The organism is Tessaracoccus flavescens (assembly GCF_001998865.1).
GTDB classification, from domain to species: Bacteria; Actinomycetota; Actinomycetes; order Propionibacteriales; family Propionibacteriaceae; genus Arachnia; species Arachnia flavescens.
Window position 1 is genome coordinate 1122338 of sequence record NZ_CP019607.1, and the last position, 17821, is coordinate 1140158.

Sequence of the window (17821 nt, forward strand, 5' to 3'; positions counted from 1 at the left end):
CCATACCCGCCTCAGATCACACCTTGTTCAGCGCCCTCCTAGGTCAGGAGGCGTTGGCGAAGCGCTTCGCCGAACGGGCCTTCGCCTTCTCGGCCTCGGTCTCGCGGTCCTTCGGAGGCGCCGGGGTGACGAGGTCCTCGAGCAGGTGCGCGGTGATGTGGGCGATCTCCTCGACGGCGCGGTTGAAGACCTCCTCGTTGGCCTTGCTCGGCTTCGTCGCCCCGGAGACCTTGCGGACGTACTGCAGCGCGGCGGCGCGCACCTCGTCCGAGGTGGCGGGCGGCTCGAAGTTGTTCAGGGGGCGGATGTTGCGGCACATGCCTTCAGCCTACGTCGGCGTCGCTCGATTTCGGCTCGGCGGCGGCTACAGCTCGTCGGGATCGGCGCGGTTGGCCTGTTCGACGCCCACCACGCCGGACAGGTCCATCAACTGGGCCATCACGTCGCGCGTCGAGGGCCCGCCCTGGAAGCGCATCTCGGCCCGGATGACCCTGTCACCGTCCTCGCCCTTCTTCTGCTTCGTGGTCAGCAGGGTGGTGCGGCAACCCATCGCGGTCGCCTCCTCCAGGATGGTGCGCAGCACGCCCTTCCCGTCCTCATAGGTCACCACGACGGTGGAGTGGTCGCCCGCCTGTGGCATCAGCCGGGCGATCCGCGGGCCGAGCAGAGCGGCGACGAAGTGGAGCAGCGTGGCAAGCACGGCGAGCGGGATCAGTCCGGAGCCGCAGGCCATGCCGATCGCTGCCGCAAGCCAGATGGAGGCGGCGGTCGTGAGGCCGCGCACCACGTCGCGGTTGACGAAGATCAGGCCTGCGCCGAGGAAGCCGATGCCGCTGACGATCTGCGCGGCGATGCGCGAGGGGTCTCGTGTCACCTGATACTCGGCGAGGTAGACGAAGCCCTCCACCGAGATCAGCGTGAACACGCACGCCCCGAGGCCCACCAGCGCATGCGTGCGGATGCCCGCCGACTTGTGCTGGAACTGGCGTTCCATGCCGATGACGGCGCACAGGACGAAGGCGATGCTCGCGAGCAGCACCTGGGTCGGTACCTGTCCCCAGTCGAAGAGTCCCATTGGAGCACCCTAGCGCCGCTCCCAGGCGCTCAGCCCGGGGCGTCACCTCCCGTTACCGAACCGGGTGGCGCTGCTAGGCTGGCTGGCGCCGGGGTGCCCCACACGGGGGCTGAGATCACACCCGCAACACCTGATCTAGGTCGTGCTAGCGAAGGGAGCAAGATGAGCCAGGTCACCGCCGTCCTCGAAGAACTGCAGAGGACAACGCCGTTGGTGCACTGCATGACCAACACCGTCGTGCCGGAGGTGACGGCCAACGTGCTGCTCGCCATCGGCGCGGCACCGGCCATGATTGACCTGCCGGAGGAGGCCGAGATCTTCGCGGGCATCGCCTCGGCCCTTCTGGTCAACGTCGGCAACGGCTCCGCCGAACAGCATGCGGGCATGCGCCGGGCCGCGCCTGCCGCCGTCGCCGCGGGGAAGCCGTGGGTGCTCGACCCGGTCGCCGTCGGAGCCCTCCCCGTGCGGACGGCTCTGGCCCGGGACCTCCTCGCCGACCGGCCCACCGCCATCCGAGGCAACGCCTCCGAGATCCTCGGCCTCGCAGGCACGAGCTCAGGTGGGCGAGGCGTCGACTCGACGGACGAGGCCGAGGCGGCGCTCGACACGGCCCGTCAGCTCGCCGGCGACACCGGCGCGATAATCGCCGTCTCCGGTCCGGTCGACCTGGTCGTCTCCGCAGGCCGGGTCACCCGCATCGACGGCGGAAGCGCCATGATGCCGCTGGTGATCGGCACCGGCTGTGCCCTCGGCGCGACCGTCGCCGCCTGTCTCGGGGCGGCCCGCCCGGCCGGCCTGGACGAGCATGACGCGGTCGTCGCCGCCCATGCCCTCTTCGGCATGGCAGGCAGGATCGCCGGCCACGAGGCGGTCTCGCCCGGCTCGTTCCGGACGGCGTGGATCGACGCGCTGCACGGCTGGAAGCCCGGCGACATCGGTCAGTGGACCACGATCACGGAGGCGTGAATGCAGGCGAGACCTGATGAGGCCGCGAAGATCGACTGGCGGCTCTACTTCGTCACGGACACCGCGCTGTGCGGCGGCCCCGACCGCGTCGCACACGTCGTCGAGCAGGCCGTCCTCGGCGGCGCCGGAGTCATCCAGATCCGCGACAAGACCATGACCGACGACGAGTTCGCCCAGCTCACCCGCGACTGCATCCTTGCCACCGACCGCGCCTTCGACGCCACCGGCCGCAGGGCGGCGGTGTTCGTCAACGACCGGCTCTCCATCGCCGACCGGTTCGGGCTGCACCTGCACCTGGGGCAGAGCGACGGCGATCCCGAACACGCGCGCCACGTGATGGGCGAGGACACCCTGATCGGGCTGTCCATCTCCAACGACGACCAGCTGGCCGCCGAGCTCGCCGACCCGACGGCCGACGTGCTCGGCATCTCCCCCGTGTGGGCGACGCCGACGAAGAAGGACACCGACCCCGCACTCGGCCTCGACGGCGCCCGCCGGATCGTGCACACCACCGCCGGGCGCGCCGTCACCGTCGGCATCGGCGGCATCAACCTCGACAACGCGGCCGACGTGATCGCGACCGGGGTGGACGGCATCTGCGTCGTCTCCGCGATCGCCGCCGCGCAGGCCCCACGGGCGGCCGCCGCCCGACTTCTCTCCCAGTGGAGGACCTCATGAACCCAGCCATCGCGCTCAGCATCGCCGGCTCCGACCCGAGCGGCGGCGCAGGCATCCAGGCCGACCTCAAGACGTTCACCGCGCTCGGCGTCTACGGCGCGGCCGCCCTCGCCGGGCTCACCGTGCAGAACACCCAGGGCGTGCTCGCGGCCCACCCAGTCGACCCGGACCTCGTCCGCGACCAGATCGTCGCCATCATCGACGACCTCCCCGTCGCCGCGACGAAGCTCGGCATGCTCTCCGACGCAGCGGTCGCCTCGACCGTTGCCGACCTGCTCGAACGGCGGAGGGCCGACTTCGGCCTGGTCATCCTCGACCCGGTCATGGTCGCCACCTCTGGGGACAAGCTGCTGCGTGACGACGCGATCGCCACCGTCCGCGAACGGCTACTGCGGTTGGCCGACGTGGTGACCCCGAACGCCCCCGAGGCCGCCGTCCTGCTCGGCACCCAGCCCGCCCGCGACACCGACGACCTCACCGCCCAGGCGCTCGCCCTGCGCGAGCTCGGCGCCCGTGCCGCCCTCGTCAAGGGTGGCCATCTCGAAGGCGAGGTGATGACGGACGTCTACGCGACGGCCGATGCCACCTCACTGCTCAGCGGCCCCCGGGTGGAGACCCGCAACACCCACGGCACGGGCTGCACCCTCAGCTCCGCCATCGCCGCCTGTGCCGCACGACGCGGCCACACCATCGCCTCCGGGGTCTCCCTCGAGGCCGTCGAGGAGGCCCGCGACTACCTGCTGCGCGCCATCGCCTCCGGCGCTCGCTGGCGGCTGAGCCGGAGCCCGGAGACGGGGCACGGTCCGGTCGACCATCTGGTCGGCCGCTCGGAGCTCGGCTTCGAGTCGTTCGAGGTGAGGCTGTGACCTGGACCACCCGCTCCTTCAGCCGCCGCGTCTGGGAGGAGACGGAGCCTACCCGTCGGGCGATCGACGCCCTCCCTCTCCTCGCAGAACTCGCCGACGGCTCGCTCGAGCCCCACCGCTTCGCCGAGTACCTCGCGCAGGACGACTTCTACCTGCGCGGCTACGCGCGCGCACTCGCCATGCTCGCCACAAGGGCACCGACTGCGGAGGCGTCGGCCTTCTGGGCCGTGAGCGCGAGCGGCGCCGTCGCGGCCGAGGTCGACCTGCACGCCACACTGATGGCCGATCCCCGTCTCGCCGGTCAGCCGCGCGCCGCAGCCGCCTCCCCCACGACGCGCGCCTACGTGAACCTGCTCCAGACGGCGGCGGCCTACGAGCCCTACGCCGTCGGGGTCGCGGCCGTGCTGCCCTGCTACTGGGTCTACGCCGACGTCGGCGAACGGCTCGCCGGGACGGCGGCGACGATCGCCGAGCATCCGTACGGAGCATGGGCGGCCGCCTACGACGACCCGGCCTTCCGCGAGGCGACGGTGACCGCCATCTCGTTGATGGACGACGCGGCCGAGGCGGCCGACGACCAGACCCGCGACGCCATGGCGGAGATCTTCGCCGCCGCCACCTGGTACGAGCACGAGTTCTGGGCGCGCTCCTATGCGCTGGAAGCGTGGCCGCTGCCCTGAGCCTCAGCAGCCGTCGTAGGACACCTCGTCGGTGAACGGTCCGGCCGAGATCTCCACGACCTCGTCGCCCGGCTTCGGCGCCTGGAGCGGGGCGTGCCAGCGACCGCCGTGGCCGTCGGGGCCGCCCTCGACCCGGAACAGCAGTTCGCGGCCGCCGGAGCGGACCGAGCCAAAGTACTGGGTGACGCCGTAGTTGTCCTTCGCGACGGTGCGGAAGGCCGACCCGTACAGGGCGCGCCACTGCCGTCAGCATCCCCCGGAGCCGCTTGGTCCCATGTCATCCCCCTTAGACGATGGCCACGACGATGCCACGTCGCGTCGCGTCACGAACCGGAAAACCGGTAGTCAGGAGGAAAGTGAGTCCCGGCATGAGACGCAGGTGCCACTCCGGTCCGGTCACCAGGCAAGGGTCGAGGGCGGCCGCACGACCTGCGCGCGACCGCCCTCGGATGGCTTCGGGATCAGCAGCCGCCGTGGCTGACGTCGGTCAGGTAGTTCTGGGAGGTGATCTCGATCACCTTGTCGGAGTCCTTCAGCGGGGTGCTCGGCGTGGGCGTCGCCTCGGCCGTCGACGCGGAACATGAGTTCGCGGTCGCCGACCTTCACAGAGCCGAGGTACTGCGTGACGCCGTAGTTGGTCTTCTTGACGACCTTGAACGCCGACCCGTAGAGGGCCTTGAACTGGCCGATGGTCATGCCCGCGTGGGCTCCCTTGTCGGTCATGATCTTCGGGTTCGTCACCGCGACGTCGCCTGCGATGTCGATCACCGCGACCCCCAGCCCGCTGAGCAGGTCGCTGTTGCCGTAGTGCTGGGCCACGCCGAAATTGGTCTTGGTCCGCGAAGCGGACCAGGTTGTCGAACACGAACCCCTTCTTCGTCACGAGCGGACGATCTGGTTGCACGTTTTCTGCAGAACACGGGGCTTTCCCGCTCCCGGACGTCTCGTGACACGCCCCGGTATGGACCAGATTGGATCGTGCCAATTACTCTAAGGGCATGCCAGAGATTGAGCAGCCGGTCGGGACGACGCTTCCGGCCGACGAGACCCCGAACACCGACACCCGCAGCTTCGGCCCAGCGTCGACACCGACCCACCCCTTGGCGACAGCGCCGGTGGGCATGCCCTCGCATTCGGTCGACGGATTCGTGCGCGAATTCCTCCATGAACTGAACACGAACCAGGGGGTGACGCTTTCCCGCTCGAGCGTCAACGACCAGTACCTCGCGCTCGCGAGCACCGTCAAGAACTACCTGATGGCGCGCTGGCTCGAGACCGGCCGCAAGACCCGCGAGGCGAAGGCGAAGACGATCGGCTACCTGTCGGCCGAATACCTGCTCGGGCGCCAGCTCGGCAACGCCCTTCTCGCGACCGACCTGAACGAGGTCGCGAGCAAGGGCCTCGAACTGTGCGGCCTCGACCTCGCCACCCTCCGCGCGCAGGAGGTCGAGCCCGGCCTCGGCAACGGTGGCCTCGGTCGCCTCGCCGCGTGCTTCATCGACTCCCTCGCGACGATGGACGTCCCGTGCATCGGCTACGGCATCCGTTACGAGTACGGCATCTTCCGCCAGACCTTCGTGGACGGACGCCAGGTCGAGCAGCCCGACACGTGGCTCGCGCTCGGCTCCCCCTGGGAGTTCCCGCACCCGGAGGCCTCCGTCCAGGTGAACTTCGGCGGTCACACCGAGAAGGCGACCGGTGCCGACGGCAAGGAGCGCACGCGCTGGGTCCCGGCGTGGAACGTGCTGGGCGTGCCCTACAACTACATGGTCCCCGGCTACCTGAACGGCCGCGTGAACACGCTGCGCCTCTGGTCGGCCCAGGCGACGAAGGCCTTCGACCTGCAGATCTTCAACTCCGGCGACTACGCGCAGGCCGTCCGGGCGCAGACCTTCGCCGAGAACATCTCGAAGGTGCTCTACCCGGAGGACTCGACCCCGCAGGGCAAGGAGCTGCGCCTCCAGCAGCAGTACTTCTTCGTGGCCTGCTCGCTGCGCGACTTCATCGACAACGAGCTCGAGGAGGACTTCGACCTCCACAACCTGCCAGAGCGGATCACCTACCAGCTCAACGACACCCACCCGGTGATCGCCGTTCCTGAGCTGATGCGGCTCCTGATCGACGAGCACGACTTCGCGTGGGACGAGGCGTGGGAGGTCACCCGTCATTGCTTCAACTACACGTGTCACACGCTGCTTCCCGAGGCTCTCGAGGTGTGGCCGACCGAGCTGCTCGGTCGCCTGCTCCCGCGCCACCTGGAGATCATCTACCAGATCAACGAGGAGTTCCTCGACGACGTGCGCGAGGCGTTCCCCGGTGACGAGATCCGCGCCCGCCGCATGTCGATGATCGCGGAACACCCCGAGCGAGGCGTCCGGATGGCCTACCTGGCCACCGTCGCGGCGAGCAAGGTCAACGGCGTCGCCGAGCTGCACTCGCAGCTGCTTCGCGACAAGGTGCTGCCCGACTTCTCCGAGCTGTGGCCGGACAAGTTCACCAACGTGACCAATGGCGTCACCCCGCGCCGCTTCGTGAAGCTGGCCAACCCGCGCCTCTCCGACCTGATCTCCGACGCCATCGGCTCTGGCTGGGTCACCGACCTCGAGCGGCTCAAGGAGCTGGAGCCCTACGCGGACGACCCGGAGTTCAAGGAGAAGTTCCGCGAGGTCAAGGCGGCCAACAAGACCCGCCTGACCACCCTGCTGAAGGCGCGCGACGGCATCGAACTGCCCGACGGCCATCTGCTCGACGTGATGGTCAAGCGGCTCCACGAGTACAAGCGCCAGTCGCTGAAGCTGCTGCACATCGTCAGCCTGTACGAGCAGGTCACCTCGGGGAAGCTCTCGGCCTCCGACCTGACGCCGCGCACCGTCGTGTTCGGCGCGAAGGCGGCCCCCGGCTACAAGATAGCCAAGGACACCATCTACCTGATCAACAAGGTGGCGGCGAAGGTCAACGCGGCCCCCGAGCTCGAGGGACGCCTGAAGGTGGCCTTCCCGGCCAACTACAACGTCACTCTCGCCGAGGAGCTGATCCCGGCAGCCGACCTGTCCGAGCAGATCTCGCTCGCGGGCATGGAGGCCTCCGGCACCGGCAACATGAAGCTCGCGCTCAACGGCGCGCTCACCATCGGCACGGATGACGGCGCCAACGTCGAGATCCGCCGCCTTGTCGGCGACAAGCACTTCTTCCTGTTCGGCATGAACGAGCCGCAGGTCGCCGAGCTCAGCGCGAAGGGCTACGACCCGGGCAGCTACTACCAGTCGAACGAGCAGCTTCGCTCGGCGCTGGACCTGATCCTCTCGGGCCACTTCTCCGACGGCGACCAGCACCAGTTCGACTCGGTGGTGTTCAACCTGCTCAACGAGGACCGCTTCATGGCGCTGGCCGACTTCCAGTCCTACATCGACGCCCAGGCGAAGGTCGAGGAGCGCTACGCCGACCAGGAGGCGTGGACCCGCTCCGCGATCCTGAACGTGGCGCGCACCGGCTACTTCAGCTCGGACCGTGCGATGCGCGACTATCTGCAGCGCATCTGGCACACGACGCCGATGATCTGATCCGTCACACACAGAACCGGGCCGTCACCCTGCTGGGTGGCGGCCCGGTTCGTTTCGGGCGGATGACCGACGCTGCGTCACTCGGAGGCGGGGACGTCCTTGAGGATCAGCGCCTGGAAGCCGAACGGACGCAGCCGCACCTCGAAGCTGCCTGCTTCGCCGTCAGCCTCGACTACCGCGACCTCCTCGGAGGTGCCGAGGTCGACGACGGTCGCACCGGCGGGAAGCTCAGCCGAGCGGACGACCGAAGCCACGTCGCGCTCGGAGAAGTTGAACACGCTGAGCTGCACGGCGCCGATCGCGAGCCGGTTGACCAGCACGAGGATCGCGTGGTCGTCGGGCTCGGGCACGTCGAGCAGCGTGCCGGTGGCGATGCCGTGGGCCTCGCGCAGATGCAGCATCGAGGCGAGCCTGCTCGCGAACGAGTCCGGATCCTCGAGCTGGGCGCCCAGCGGACCGTACAGCGTCCGCGCGCGGGGAAGGCCGGAGGCCGAGCGGGCCGCGTCAGGGTTCGACCCCATCAGGTCGAAGGCGCCACGCTCGATCCAGCGGGTGTCTCCTCCGGAGATCAGCTCGGCGACGTCATCCCTGTCGACGGGGAGCGCCCCCACCAGATCCCAACCGGACAGCGCGAACACTCCCGGCTGGAGCGCGTTGTAGGCGGCGAGCAGCAGGTGCGCGTCGCGGATCCGGGGCAGGTCCTCGTCGGTGATGGTGCTCAGGTCGGAGATGCCGAGGCTCGCGGTGATCACCGAGGCCGTCGTCGACGCGATGCCGTTCTGGGTGAAGATCGCGTTGTAGGGCGCGGCCGGGCCGGCGATCCGGCGGCGCAGGTCGTCGCGGATTTTCTCGGCGAGGTCGGCGCCAAGATAGTCGACGCCCCCGAGCCGGTAGGTGTCGCCGCGGTGCACGGTTGCGAAGTGGACCAGTTCGTAGGTGAGCTCGTCATGGTTCTGCAGCGCGTGCACCAGCGAGGCCTGGTCGATGCCGATCCCCAACCCCTCGCGCAGCGTCAGCCGCAGGAAACCGGTGTCGGCCATGGCGAGCGCGTGCTGGTAGGCGGGGCGGGTGACGAAGTCGTAGGACAGGTCGGGCCCGGCGGCCGAGGTGGCGCGGATGGCATCCATCGACAGGTTCAACTCCTGGAAGGTGAAGCCACCCACCTTGCGCACCATCGACCCGATCAGCTGGTTGGCAGCGACGGAGAGCGGGTGGCCCTCCGACCATGCGACGCCACCCTCGTCGTCCTCGCTTGCGCGTTCGACGCCGAGGAAGCCGTTGGCGTCGAGCCGCAGCCCGCCCGCGCCGAGGTCGGTCAGGGCGTGCAGGGCGTCGCCCATCACCAGCCGCATGCCCGCGAAGGTCGGGTCGAGCCAGTTGATCGACGGCTGCCCGTCCTTGAAGTAGTGCAGGTAGACCCAGCGGTGCGGTTCGCCGTCGGTGTCGAGCACCTCCGCCGTCGCCGACCAGTTGGTCTCCTTCACCCCCGGCTCGTAGAAGATGACGCGCTGCAGCTCGCCGATGATGTAGCCGGCGTCCTTCAGGCGACGCTCGGCCTCCGCGTCGAGGTTGACCGAGTCGCGGCCCGGCGGCACCTCGGGCAGCAGGTGCCAGGCCTCCTGCGGGATGTCGATCATGTGGTAGACGCCGGGGTAGTCGCGGTAGTTCATCTCGGCGAGCCGGAAGTCGGCGCCCTTGCCCGTGTGGGCAGGGACGAGGTCGTCGATGACGGTGCCGCCGTGGGCCGCCGCGGAGGCATGCATGGAGCGGTAGTCGTCCTCGTTGCCGAAGAGTGGGTCGATGGTCATCGAGATCCGGTCGAAGTGGCCGTCGATCGACGGCGTCTGCTTCCAGCCGGAGATGCCTCCGGCGAGCTTGACGGGGCCCGTGTGCACGGCGCGGATGCCGATCCGCGCGAAGGCAGACCACAGCGCCTCGGAGCCGAGGCCCGCGAGGAAGGACTCGCCGTCGCCGGTGATCTGCGAGAGCGGATAGGCGGTGAACCACACCGACGCCGTGTCGACGGCGCCGCGCGGGTGGGGACTGGCGTAGGCCTGGCTCCACATCTCCGGCTGCCCGGAGAGCTGGCGCGCCATCGTCTTGGCGTCGCCCAGCATGGAGTGGTTGACCAGCCACTCAACATAGGCCTTGTTGGTGGCCACCGGCTCGAACGGAGGGGTGAGGGAGCCGGTGAAGGAGAGCCGACGACGGGCCTTCGGCCTCAGGCTGCGGGGCCTCGCCGGGTAGAAGGCCTCGTCGAAGTTGACCTCATGCTCGACGGCCTCGGCCACCGCGGGGTACGTGTCCGCGACGCCCGGGGCGGGGATCGGGATCGTGTCGGTGTAAGGCTCGTGCTCTTCGATCGGCTCGCTCAACTCAGGTCCTTCCATTCCGTCTGGAACCAGCCTATGGCCTCGTGGCCGAGGTTGAGCCACCAGCCTTGAAGGATCAGGGATGCCGAAGGCGACGTCGTCGAGACGATCGGCTGATCAGAGCGTCCGCAGCGACCTGCCCGCGGCCAAGATCACGACCCGCTGCCCCCAGCCGAGCGTCAGGCGGTCGTCCTCGATGCCGTCGCCGAACGCGACCAGCGTGTCGGACTCGACGACGAGGGCAAGCTCCTCCCCCGGCCCGAGCCGGCCGCTGGTGAGTTCGACGCCTGTGGTTGGCGAGGGCCACGCCTCGCGGACGAACCAGGCGAGCGCGGCCTCGTCGGCGCCCGGGAGCGGGCTCTGCGGGTCGACCACCCGCTGCAGCGAGGCGCACCAGCCGGTCGATCCGGTTCCCGTCCCGACGATCACCCCGGACGACGACTGCCGCTCCGCGCGGCCGCCCACCTCGAGCCGGTACCTGCTGGACTGGTGGGTCGGTTGGCCGAGGTAGATCTCGTTGAGCGCGGTCAACTCCTGGCCGTCGTCGGTGCGGATGGAGACCATCGTGCGCTCCCGTGGGCGGGCGGTCGCCACCGAGGCGAGCAACCGGGCGCAGTCCTCTGGACGGTGCGGCACGAGCACCCCGGCATGGCCGCCAGGGTTGATGCCGATCACGACCTGACCAGCCAGGTACTTGGCGACGTTGGCGACCAGCCCGTCCTGACCGACGACCACCACGACATCCTCCGGGCCGAAGACGAAGCGGTTGACCTCGGAGCGCTCCGTCTCCGCGCGTCGCCAGTCGGCCGGGATGGACGCCGCGACCTTTGCCCTCGCCGCGGCCTGCGCCTCATGTCGACGCTCCAGCTCGTCGAGGCTCCTGCCGCGGTTGGCCAGGAAGAATGCCGCCTGCCCCCGCGTCCCGTGCCGCGCCAGCAGCTCCTCGTATTCGGTGGCTCGGTGCACCACCACGACCCTCGGGCTCGCCACGACGGCCTCAGTCCTGCTTGTCGGCGGTCAGCTTGCCGAGCATCCCGGTGAGCAGGTCCGGGGTGAGCACCAGCTGGTCGACCTTCGGGAGGTTCGCCGCCAGTTCGCGCAGCGCGAGGGCGAGCAGCACGTCGCGGCCCGCCGCGTTGTAGGCGGTCAGCTTCGCCGCCTCGGCGTCGGCCTCCGCAGCACCGAGGAGCCTTGTCGCCTCCGCCCTCGTCTCCGAGAGCGTCGCGGCCCGGCTGGCCTCGGCCTTGACGCGGACGCTGTCGGCCCGTGCGGCGTCCTCCGCCTCCCGGCGCGCATTGGTTCCCTTCTGGGTGATCAGCTGCTCCTGCCTGCGGGCGAGCTCGATCTGGTTCGCCAGTTCGTTCTCGCCGATGGCGGCCTCGCGTTCGACGGCGAGCGCGCGCCGCTCGAACGTCGCCTTGTCAGCCTCCTGCTGCACCTGCTCGCGGGCGGGGAGCTGGAGCGCGCGCTCGACCTCCGGCTCGGGCCGAAGCAGGGCAAACCGGATGCCGATCACCTCGATCCCGATGGCGGTGAGCCGCTGGTCGGCCCGCAGCCTCGCGAGCGCCTCGTCGGCCAGGTCCGCGACGTCCCTGCCGAGCACCTCGCGCAGGGAGTAGCCGGTGAGGATGCCGGTGACGGCGGCGGCTGTGGCGCCATGGATCATGGCACCCACCGTCTCGAGCGGGGACTCGAGCCACTCCCCCGTCGCCGGGTCGATCGAGAAGTCGACGCGGGTGGCCGCCTGGGAGGGCGAGGCGAAGCGGTAGGTGATCGTGGCCGGGGCGGTGATCTCCTGGAGGTCGGAGGTGCGCACCCGCACGACCGCCTCCTGCTCCCGGTCGTCGATCGGGATCTCGCTGATCGCAGAGGTCAGCGGGCGGAACCAGAAACTCGCACCGACGCCTGCGTTGCTGCGACGGCCGTTGGTGAGGCACTCGGTGTAGGTCGTCGCGGTCCCTCGCAGGTGCCGGACGAAGGGGAAGCGGGTGATCGTTGCCATCGTGGTCTCCTCAGAACACTTATCGTGTTATTGACGATAAGCGCTGTCCGGGTTCGATGTCAATCTGACGATAAGTCTGGGGTAGGGTTGCGGCATGCAGGAGTTCTTCGTCACGGTCGACCTGGTCGTGCTCACGATCCGCGACGACCGCCTTCAGGTGCTGGTGGTGGAGCGCAAGTACCCGCCCTACCAGGGCGACTGGGCCCTTCCCGGGGGCTACGTGGGCGCCGAGGAGGACCTCGAGGCCGCCGCCTATCGTGAGCTCGCCGAGGAGACGGCGATCGGCGCCGGCGTCCACCTGGAGCAACTGGCCACCTACGGGGAGCCTGGCCGCGACCCGCGCGGCCGTACGGTCACCGTCGCCTGGCTGGCCCTCGTGCCCGAAATGCGCGACCCGTCCGCAGGCACGGACGCGGCCGCCGCGGCCTGGCGACCGGTCGAGGACTTCGAGGCCGGCCGGCTCACGCTGGCCTTCGACCACGACCGCATCCTCGCCGACGGCATCGAACGGGCACGCGCGAAGCTCGAGTACTCCCCTCTCGCCGCGGCGTTCTGCCCTCCGGAGTTCACGGTCGCCCAGCTGCGTGGCATCTACGAGGCCGTCTGGGGACACCGGCTCGACCCCCGCAACTTCCACCGCAAGGTCACCCGCAGCGCTGGCTTCCTCGAGCCGACCGGGCGCACGAGCACCGTCGACGGCGGCCGCCCTGCCCAGCTGTACCGTCGCGGCTCACTAGACACGCTGAACCCACCGATCACCAGGGCAACGCAGGCCTGACCCCGCGAGATGACGAAGGCCCGGCCCCCTTTCGGGGGCCGGGCCTCATCGGTTGGTCAGTTCACCACTGGTCACGCAGGCGCGGATCGTCCGCCTTGTCCACCACGTCGTCGACCCGCTCGGAGGCCGACTCGGCCTTCTCCCCGAACGCATCAGCCGCGCGCTGTGCGGAGTCGCCGAACTTGTCGGCGGCGCGGTGGGCGCCCTCGTCCGCCTTGTCAGCCAGGTCGGCTGCCTTGGCGGCTGCCCTGTCCGCGAGGTCGGCTGCCTTGTCCGCAGCGTCCTCGGCTGCGACCTTCGAGGAGGCGCGGCCTCGATCGGCGAGGTCGCGGATCGTGGTGCCGATGTCGCCGACGAAGCGGTCGACCTGCTCGCCGAAGCGCGAGATGACGTGCTTGGCCTCAGGCTCACCCTCGAGGTCGGGGTGCTCGTCGGCGTAGTGCTTCTTCTGGTCGGCGTAGAACTCCTTGACCCGGTCGCTGACCAGGCCGACGAGGCCGATGGTGGCGTAGGCGGCGTCCGCCGCCGCCCGGGCGAGGTTCTCGGCGAGCTGGTTCAGCTCGACGGTCGCCTTCTCAAGCTTGTCGTGGCCCTCCGCCTTCGCCTCTTCGCCGGGTGCGTCACCCGCGTCGACGATGGGTTCGTGCGGATCGACGACGGGCTCGTCGATGCTCTCGGCTTCGACGTAGGCGGCCTCGTCGTCAAAGTTGTGCTCGTTGTCGGGTCGCTGGTTGTAGTCGCTCATGTCGCTCCTCATACGCGTGGTCTCCCTATCCAGTGTGCATCGAGTGGGCCCCGCCCAGTAGGGAAATGCCCCTGGGATCATCCCTGACACGCCCCTGAGCGGCCCACTATCCTTGCCGGATGAAGCAGAGCGCGCTCACACTGTCGAACGCCGACTCAGCTGCGGCGCGACGTTTGGATTGGCATGGCTGTCACCGGGCGGTCGGTCCGCTCTGGGCGGACCCGTGCCGCGCGCCATGGCGATCCGGCTGCGGTGCGTCTGCTCACGGACTTCGCGCTCCTGCGGCCGCGGTTTGACCAGTCCGGCTACCTCTTCGAAGCGGCGGTGGGCGCGCTCGCCATCGGGCCGGCGTCCGATCGGGGAACCATGCACGACATCGTGGCCTCCTCCGCCACGGGCAGGGTCACCCGCGAGACGTGCTACGTGATCCGTCTGGCCGCCCGCTACTGGGACGGCGACCTGGCGGTAAGGCTGCGTCGGCTGGCCACCGCTAGAAGCCGAGGCTCGCGGCGACGGTGCGGATGTGGTCGGCACTGTTCTGCAGGCCGACCAGTTCCTGGGCGGAGACCGGAAGTTCGAGCGGCTTGATCACGCCTTCGCGGCCGACGATCTGCGGCACCGACATGCACACCCCGGAGATCCCGTGCCAGTTGTGCAGCATGGAGCTGACCGGGAGGACGAGGTGCTCGTCGCGCAGCACGGCCTGGATGATCCGGGTGCCCGCGAGGCCGATCGCGTAGTTGGTCGCCCCCTTGCCCTCGATCACCTCGTACGCCGCGCCGACGACCCGCTCCGCGATCTCCTTGCGGCGCTGGAAGCTCAGCTGGCCGGTCTGCTCCTCCCACTGCCGCAGCGGCACGCCACCGATGGTGGAGGTGGACCAGAGCGGGATCTCCGAGTCGCCGTGTTCGCCACAGATGTAGGCGTGCACGTTGCTCATGGCGACGTCGCACTCCTGCGCGACCAGCCAGCGCAGCCGCGAGGAGTCGAGCACGGTGCCGGACCCGAAGACCTGCCCGTCCGGCAGCCCGGAGATCTTCAGCACCGCCTGCGTGGTGACGTCGACCGGGTTCGTGACCAGCATGAAGACGGCCTCGGGCGACTGCTCGACGAGGCCGGGGACGATCTTCTTCATCAGTGAGACGGTCTTCTCGGCGAGGTCCATCCGCGTCTCGCCAGGCTGCTGCTTCGCGCCCGCCGCGATCACGACGATGTCGGAGTTGGCGGTGACTGCGACGTCATCGGAGCCCTCGATCTTCGCCGGGGGCAGGAACTGGCTGCCGTGGGCCATGTCGAGCGCCTCTGCCCTGACCTTCTTCTCGTTGATGTCCATCAGGGCGACCTCGGAGGCCGCTCCCCGGATCAGGGCCGCGTAGGCGAGTGACGTGCCGACCGCCCCCGCCCCGACCACCGACAGCTTGCTTCCGCTTCGCTTCTTCACGTGAGGCTCCTCCCAGTCTTCCCGCCTCACATCCTATCCCTACGGCGCGCACGAAGCTGCCCGCCTCGGGCGACCGGCTGGTCTAGATTTGGCCCCGTGGATGAGCGAGGCGAGCCGGACCTGCGGATCGACCAGGACGGCGCCGAGCCGCCCTATCAGCAACTGCGAACGCAATTGATCGACCAGATCATGCGTCGCCTTCTCCCCGCAGGGACCAAGCTGCCTGCCGTGCGGACACTTGCCGCAACGCTGGGTCTAGCCAACAACACCGTCGCCAAGGCCTACCGCGAGCTGGAGGCGGAGGGCTACGTCGTGACCGCAGGTCGCGCCGGCACCGTCGTGGCCGACATCGCCCCGGTCGACGAGGCAGCGGCGCTCCGCGCGGGCGAACTGACGCTCGACTACGTGCGCGCGATGCGACGGCTCGGCCTCGGGGACGACGCGATCCTCGGCACCGTGCGCCAACTGCTCTGGGCCGGACACGCGAAGGGCCCCGCGATCTGAGACGGGTTCTAACGGTGGTCGCGGGGCCCCTTCACTCAGTTCAGCTCACAGACGGCGGCAGTGCCCTCGGCGTGGCGGGCCGGAACCGTCCGGTGTGGACGGCTCCCGACGCCTCGGCGGTGAACACGCGGCTCGCGCCGTCCTCCTCCCGGAGGCGACGCACCATGTCGGCGAGGCGCTCGACCTGTCCATGCAGCGAGTCGACCTCCGCCTCGAGGGCGAGGATCCGACGGATCCCTTCGAGGTTGATCCCCTGCTGGCTCAGGTTCTGCACGTGGCGCAGCCGCGCGATGTCGCGCAGCGAGTAGCGACGGCCACGCCCGCGGGCCCGCTGGGGAACGACCAGACCGAGCCTGTCGTAGCCGCGGAGGGTCTGGGCGTGCATGTCAGCCAGGGACGCGGCCACCGACACCGGGAAGACCGCGGCCTCCGGATCGAAGGGCTGCAGATGCTGGCTCATCGGATCACGCGCCGAACAGCGCCTCACGCGGGTTGGCCTGGTGGGCCTTCTCCGCGTACTCCTCCAGCGCAGCCTTCGCCTCCGGCGACAGGCCGTCTGGCACCTCGACCTTGATCGTGACCAGCAGGTCGCCCATCGAGCCGTCGGACTTCCGTGCGCCCTTGCCGCGCACGCGCATGGTGCGCCCGTTCGGGGTGGCTGCCGGGATCCGCAGCTTGACCTTGCGGCCCTGCAGCGTCGGGATCTCGATCTCGGCTCCGAGGGAGGCCTCGGTGAAGGTCACCGGAACGTCGAGCGTGAGGTTGCTCCCGCTCCTGCCGAAGAGCTTGTGCGGCGACACGTGGACGAGCACGTACAGGTCGCCGGAGGCGCCGCCGTTCTCGCCTGCGGCCCCCTTGCCCTTCAGCCGGATCCGCTGACCGTCCTGCACACCCGCGGGGATGCGCACCTGCATGGTCTTCGACGACTTGCCGCGGCCCGACCCGTCACAGGTGGGGCACGGATCGTCGACGATGAGGCCACGGCCGAGGCACTCGACGCACGGCTCGCTCATCTGGAACACGCCGCCCGCCTGGGTGGTCTGCATGCCGGAACCCTCACAGCCCGGGCACACCCGGGGAAGGGTGCCCGCCTTCGCTCCGGTCCCGCGGCACGAAGGGCAGGGCTCGTCGGAGATGGTGCGCAGCGAGATCGTCGCGCCCTCCACCGACTGCTCGAACGAGATGGTCGCCTCGCCCTCGATGTCCGCCCCGCGGCGCGGGCCACGCTGGGTCGCGCGTCGCTGGGTGGTGGGGCCGCCGCCGTTGAAGAGGCCGCCGAAGATGTCGCTGAACGACCCTGCGTTGCCTCCGCCTGCGGCGTTGCGGAACAGGTCCTCGAAGCCAGCGTTGCCGCCTCCCGAGGGCTGCCCGCCCCGGTTGAACTTGAACCCGCCACCGAAGAGGCTGCGTGCCTCGTCGTACTCCTTGCGCTTCTCGGCGTCACTGAGCACCGCGTTGGCCTCAGAGGCCTCCTTGAAGCGTGCCTCGGCCTTCTTGTCTCCGGGATTCGCGTCGGGATGGTTCTCCCGGGCGATCTTGCGGAAGGCCTTCTTGATCTCCACACGCGTCGCGCTCTTGGAGACGCCGAGAATCTTGTAGTAGTCCTTCTCGAGCCAGTCCTTCGTACTCATTTCCCGCTCATCTCCTTTCTGATGACGACTGCTGGGATCAGGGGTTGGCCACGGCCACGCGCGCCGGCCGGATCACGCGACCCTTGAGCTGGTAGCCCTGCTGCATGACCTGCGACACGGTGACGATGTCGACCGGCTGCTCGAGCGGCACGGCCATGAGGGCCTCATGCAGGTTGGGATCGAACACGTCGCCCACCTCGCCGAAGGCCACGAGGCCGTGCTTGCCTGTCACCTTGTCCAGCTCCTCGGCGACCAGACGAAATCCTCCGTCGATGTCACCGTGCTGCTTGGCGAGCGAGATCGCGTCGAGCACCGGCATGAAGTCGGTGAGCACCGACTCGACACCGCCCTGGCGGGCGAGGTCACGGTCGCGGTCGACGCGCTTCTTGTAGTTGATGTATTCCGCCTGAAGGCGCTGCAGGTCGGCGGTGCGCTCCGAGATCAGCTGCTCGAGCTGAGCCTCGCGCTCTGCCGTCACGTCCTGCTCAACGCCCTCGGGTGAGGGCGCCGAGTCGACGCCCTC

At 69.5% G+C, this 17821-nt stretch carries 18 protein-coding genes and 1 riboswitch; of the genes, 7 read left to right on the top strand and 11 right to left on the bottom strand.

Annotation, left to right across the window (positions count from 1 at the left end; translation table 11 throughout):
• Nucleotides 1-43 precede the first annotated feature (43 nt).
• Both BW733_RS05505 and BW733_RS05510 read right to left on the bottom strand, forming a co-directional pair.
• Nucleotides 44-319, bottom strand: a complete 276-nt coding sequence (locus BW733_RS05505; RefSeq protein WP_077348638.1) for a DUF2277 domain-containing protein — start codon at nucleotides 317-319, stop codon at nucleotides 44-46.
• Between the two features lie 45 nt (nucleotides 320-364).
• On the bottom strand, nucleotides 365-1075 hold the full coding sequence (locus tag BW733_RS05510; protein WP_077348640.1) for an MgtC/SapB family protein: 711 nt from the start codon (nucleotides 1073-1075) through the stop codon (nucleotides 365-367).
• 79 nt (nucleotides 1076-1154) lie between these two features.
• Nucleotides 1155-1249: riboswitch (TPP riboswitch) on the top strand.
• Between BW733_RS05510 and thiM the strand changes: the two genes are divergently transcribed.
• From thiM to BW733_RS05530, 4 genes are all read left to right on the top strand, one after another.
• Nucleotides 1238-2041 carry a hydroxyethylthiazole kinase gene (gene thiM, locus BW733_RS05515; protein WP_077352757.1) on the top strand — a complete coding sequence of 268 codons (804 nt, stop codon included), beginning with the start codon at nucleotides 1238-1240 and terminating at the stop codon, nucleotides 2039-2041. It overlaps the preceding riboswitch by 12 nt.
• Nucleotides 2042-2719, top strand: coding sequence for a thiamine phosphate synthase (gene thiE / locus BW733_RS05520; RefSeq protein WP_077348642.1), 678 nt, complete (start codon nucleotides 2042-2044; stop codon nucleotides 2717-2719).
• A complete protein-coding gene (gene thiD, locus BW733_RS05525) occupies nucleotides 2716-3585 on the top strand; it encodes a bifunctional hydroxymethylpyrimidine kinase/phosphomethylpyrimidine kinase (RefSeq protein ID WP_077348644.1) in 870 nt (289 codons plus the stop codon). Before thiE ends, thiD begins: the two co-directional genes overlap by 4 nt.
• Nucleotides 3582-4265 carry a TenA family protein gene (locus BW733_RS05530; protein ID WP_077348646.1) on the top strand — a complete coding sequence of 228 codons (684 nt, stop codon included), beginning with the start codon at nucleotides 3582-3584 and terminating at the stop codon, nucleotides 4263-4265. The genes thiD and BW733_RS05530 overlap by 4 nt, the downstream gene beginning before the upstream one ends.
• 396 nt (nucleotides 4266-4661) lie before the next feature.
• Here BW733_RS05530 and BW733_RS05535 read toward each other — a convergent pair whose 3' ends face one another.
• Nucleotides 4662-5084, bottom strand: coding sequence for a hypothetical protein (locus BW733_RS05535; protein WP_077348648.1), 423 nt, complete (start codon nucleotides 5082-5084; stop codon nucleotides 4662-4664).
• Nucleotides 5085-5263: 179 nt separating this feature from the next.
• On the opposite strand from BW733_RS05535, the gene BW733_RS05540 reads away from it, so the two are divergent.
• Complete coding sequence (locus BW733_RS05540) at nucleotides 5264-7825, top strand: glycogen/starch/alpha-glucan phosphorylase (protein ID WP_077348650.1); 2562 nt, start codon at nucleotides 5264-5266, stop codon at nucleotides 7823-7825.
• Between the two features lie 77 nt (nucleotides 7826-7902).
• Here the strand turns inward: BW733_RS05540 and treS are convergent, their stop codons facing one another.
• From treS to BW733_RS05555, 3 genes are all read right to left on the bottom strand, one after another.
• Nucleotides 7903-10200: a maltose alpha-D-glucosyltransferase gene (treS, locus tag BW733_RS05545; protein WP_237268313.1), complete on the bottom strand. Its 2298-nt coding sequence runs from the start codon at nucleotides 10198-10200 to the stop codon at nucleotides 7903-7905.
• Nucleotides 10201-10314: 114 nt separating this feature from the next.
• Nucleotides 10315-11187, bottom strand: coding sequence for an NAD(+)/NADH kinase (locus tag BW733_RS05550; protein WP_077348654.1), 873 nt, complete (start codon nucleotides 11185-11187; stop codon nucleotides 10315-10317).
• Between the two features lie 7 nt (nucleotides 11188-11194).
• Nucleotides 11195-12199: an SPFH domain-containing protein gene (locus tag BW733_RS05555; protein WP_077348656.1), complete on the bottom strand. Its 1005-nt coding sequence runs from the start codon at nucleotides 12197-12199 to the stop codon at nucleotides 11195-11197.
• 94 nt (nucleotides 12200-12293) lie between these two features.
• On the opposite strand from BW733_RS05555, the gene BW733_RS05560 reads away from it, so the two are divergent.
• The gene (locus BW733_RS05560; RefSeq protein ID WP_077348658.1) at nucleotides 12294-12977 is read left to right on the top strand and encodes an NUDIX hydrolase; all 684 of its coding nucleotides are present in this window, start codon (nucleotides 12294-12296) and stop codon (nucleotides 12975-12977) included.
• A gap of 61 nt (nucleotides 12978-13038) precedes the next feature.
• Here BW733_RS05560 and BW733_RS05565 read toward each other — a convergent pair whose 3' ends face one another.
• Nucleotides 13039-13722, bottom strand: a complete 684-nt coding sequence (locus BW733_RS05565; RefSeq protein ID WP_077348660.1) for a hypothetical protein — start codon at nucleotides 13720-13722, stop codon at nucleotides 13039-13041.
• Nucleotides 13723-14212: 490 nt separating this feature from the next.
• Nucleotides 14213-15163, bottom strand: a complete 951-nt coding sequence (locus tag BW733_RS05570) for an L-lactate dehydrogenase (protein ID WP_202970295.1) — start codon at nucleotides 15161-15163, stop codon at nucleotides 14213-14215.
• 96 nt (nucleotides 15164-15259) lie between these two features.
• On the opposite strand from BW733_RS05570, the gene BW733_RS05575 reads away from it, so the two are divergent.
• Nucleotides 15260-15667: a GntR family transcriptional regulator gene (locus BW733_RS05575; protein ID WP_237268314.1), complete on the top strand. Its 408-nt coding sequence runs from the start codon at nucleotides 15260-15262 to the stop codon at nucleotides 15665-15667.
• A 40-nt stretch (nucleotides 15668-15707) separates the two neighbouring features.
• Here BW733_RS05575 and BW733_RS05580 read toward each other — a convergent pair whose 3' ends face one another.
• The 3 genes from BW733_RS05580 to BW733_RS05590 are packed head-to-tail and all read right to left on the bottom strand — an operon-like array spanning nucleotide 15708 to nucleotide 17776.
• Nucleotides 15708-16127, bottom strand: a complete 420-nt coding sequence (locus BW733_RS05580) for a heat shock protein transcriptional repressor HspR (RefSeq protein WP_077352761.1) — start codon at nucleotides 16125-16127, stop codon at nucleotides 15708-15710.
• Nucleotides 16128-16131: 4 nt separating this feature from the next.
• The gene (gene dnaJ / locus BW733_RS05585) at nucleotides 16132-17298 is read right to left on the bottom strand and encodes a molecular chaperone DnaJ (protein ID WP_077348664.1); all 1167 of its coding nucleotides are present in this window, start codon (nucleotides 17296-17298) and stop codon (nucleotides 16132-16134) included.
• A gap of 37 nt (nucleotides 17299-17335) precedes the next feature.
• Nucleotides 17336-17776 (bottom strand): nucleotide exchange factor GrpE, encoded by a 441-nt coding sequence (locus BW733_RS05590; RefSeq protein WP_418361344.1) that lies wholly within the window; start codon nucleotides 17774-17776, stop codon nucleotides 17336-17338.
• Between the last annotated feature and the right edge of the window lie 45 nt (nucleotides 17777-17821).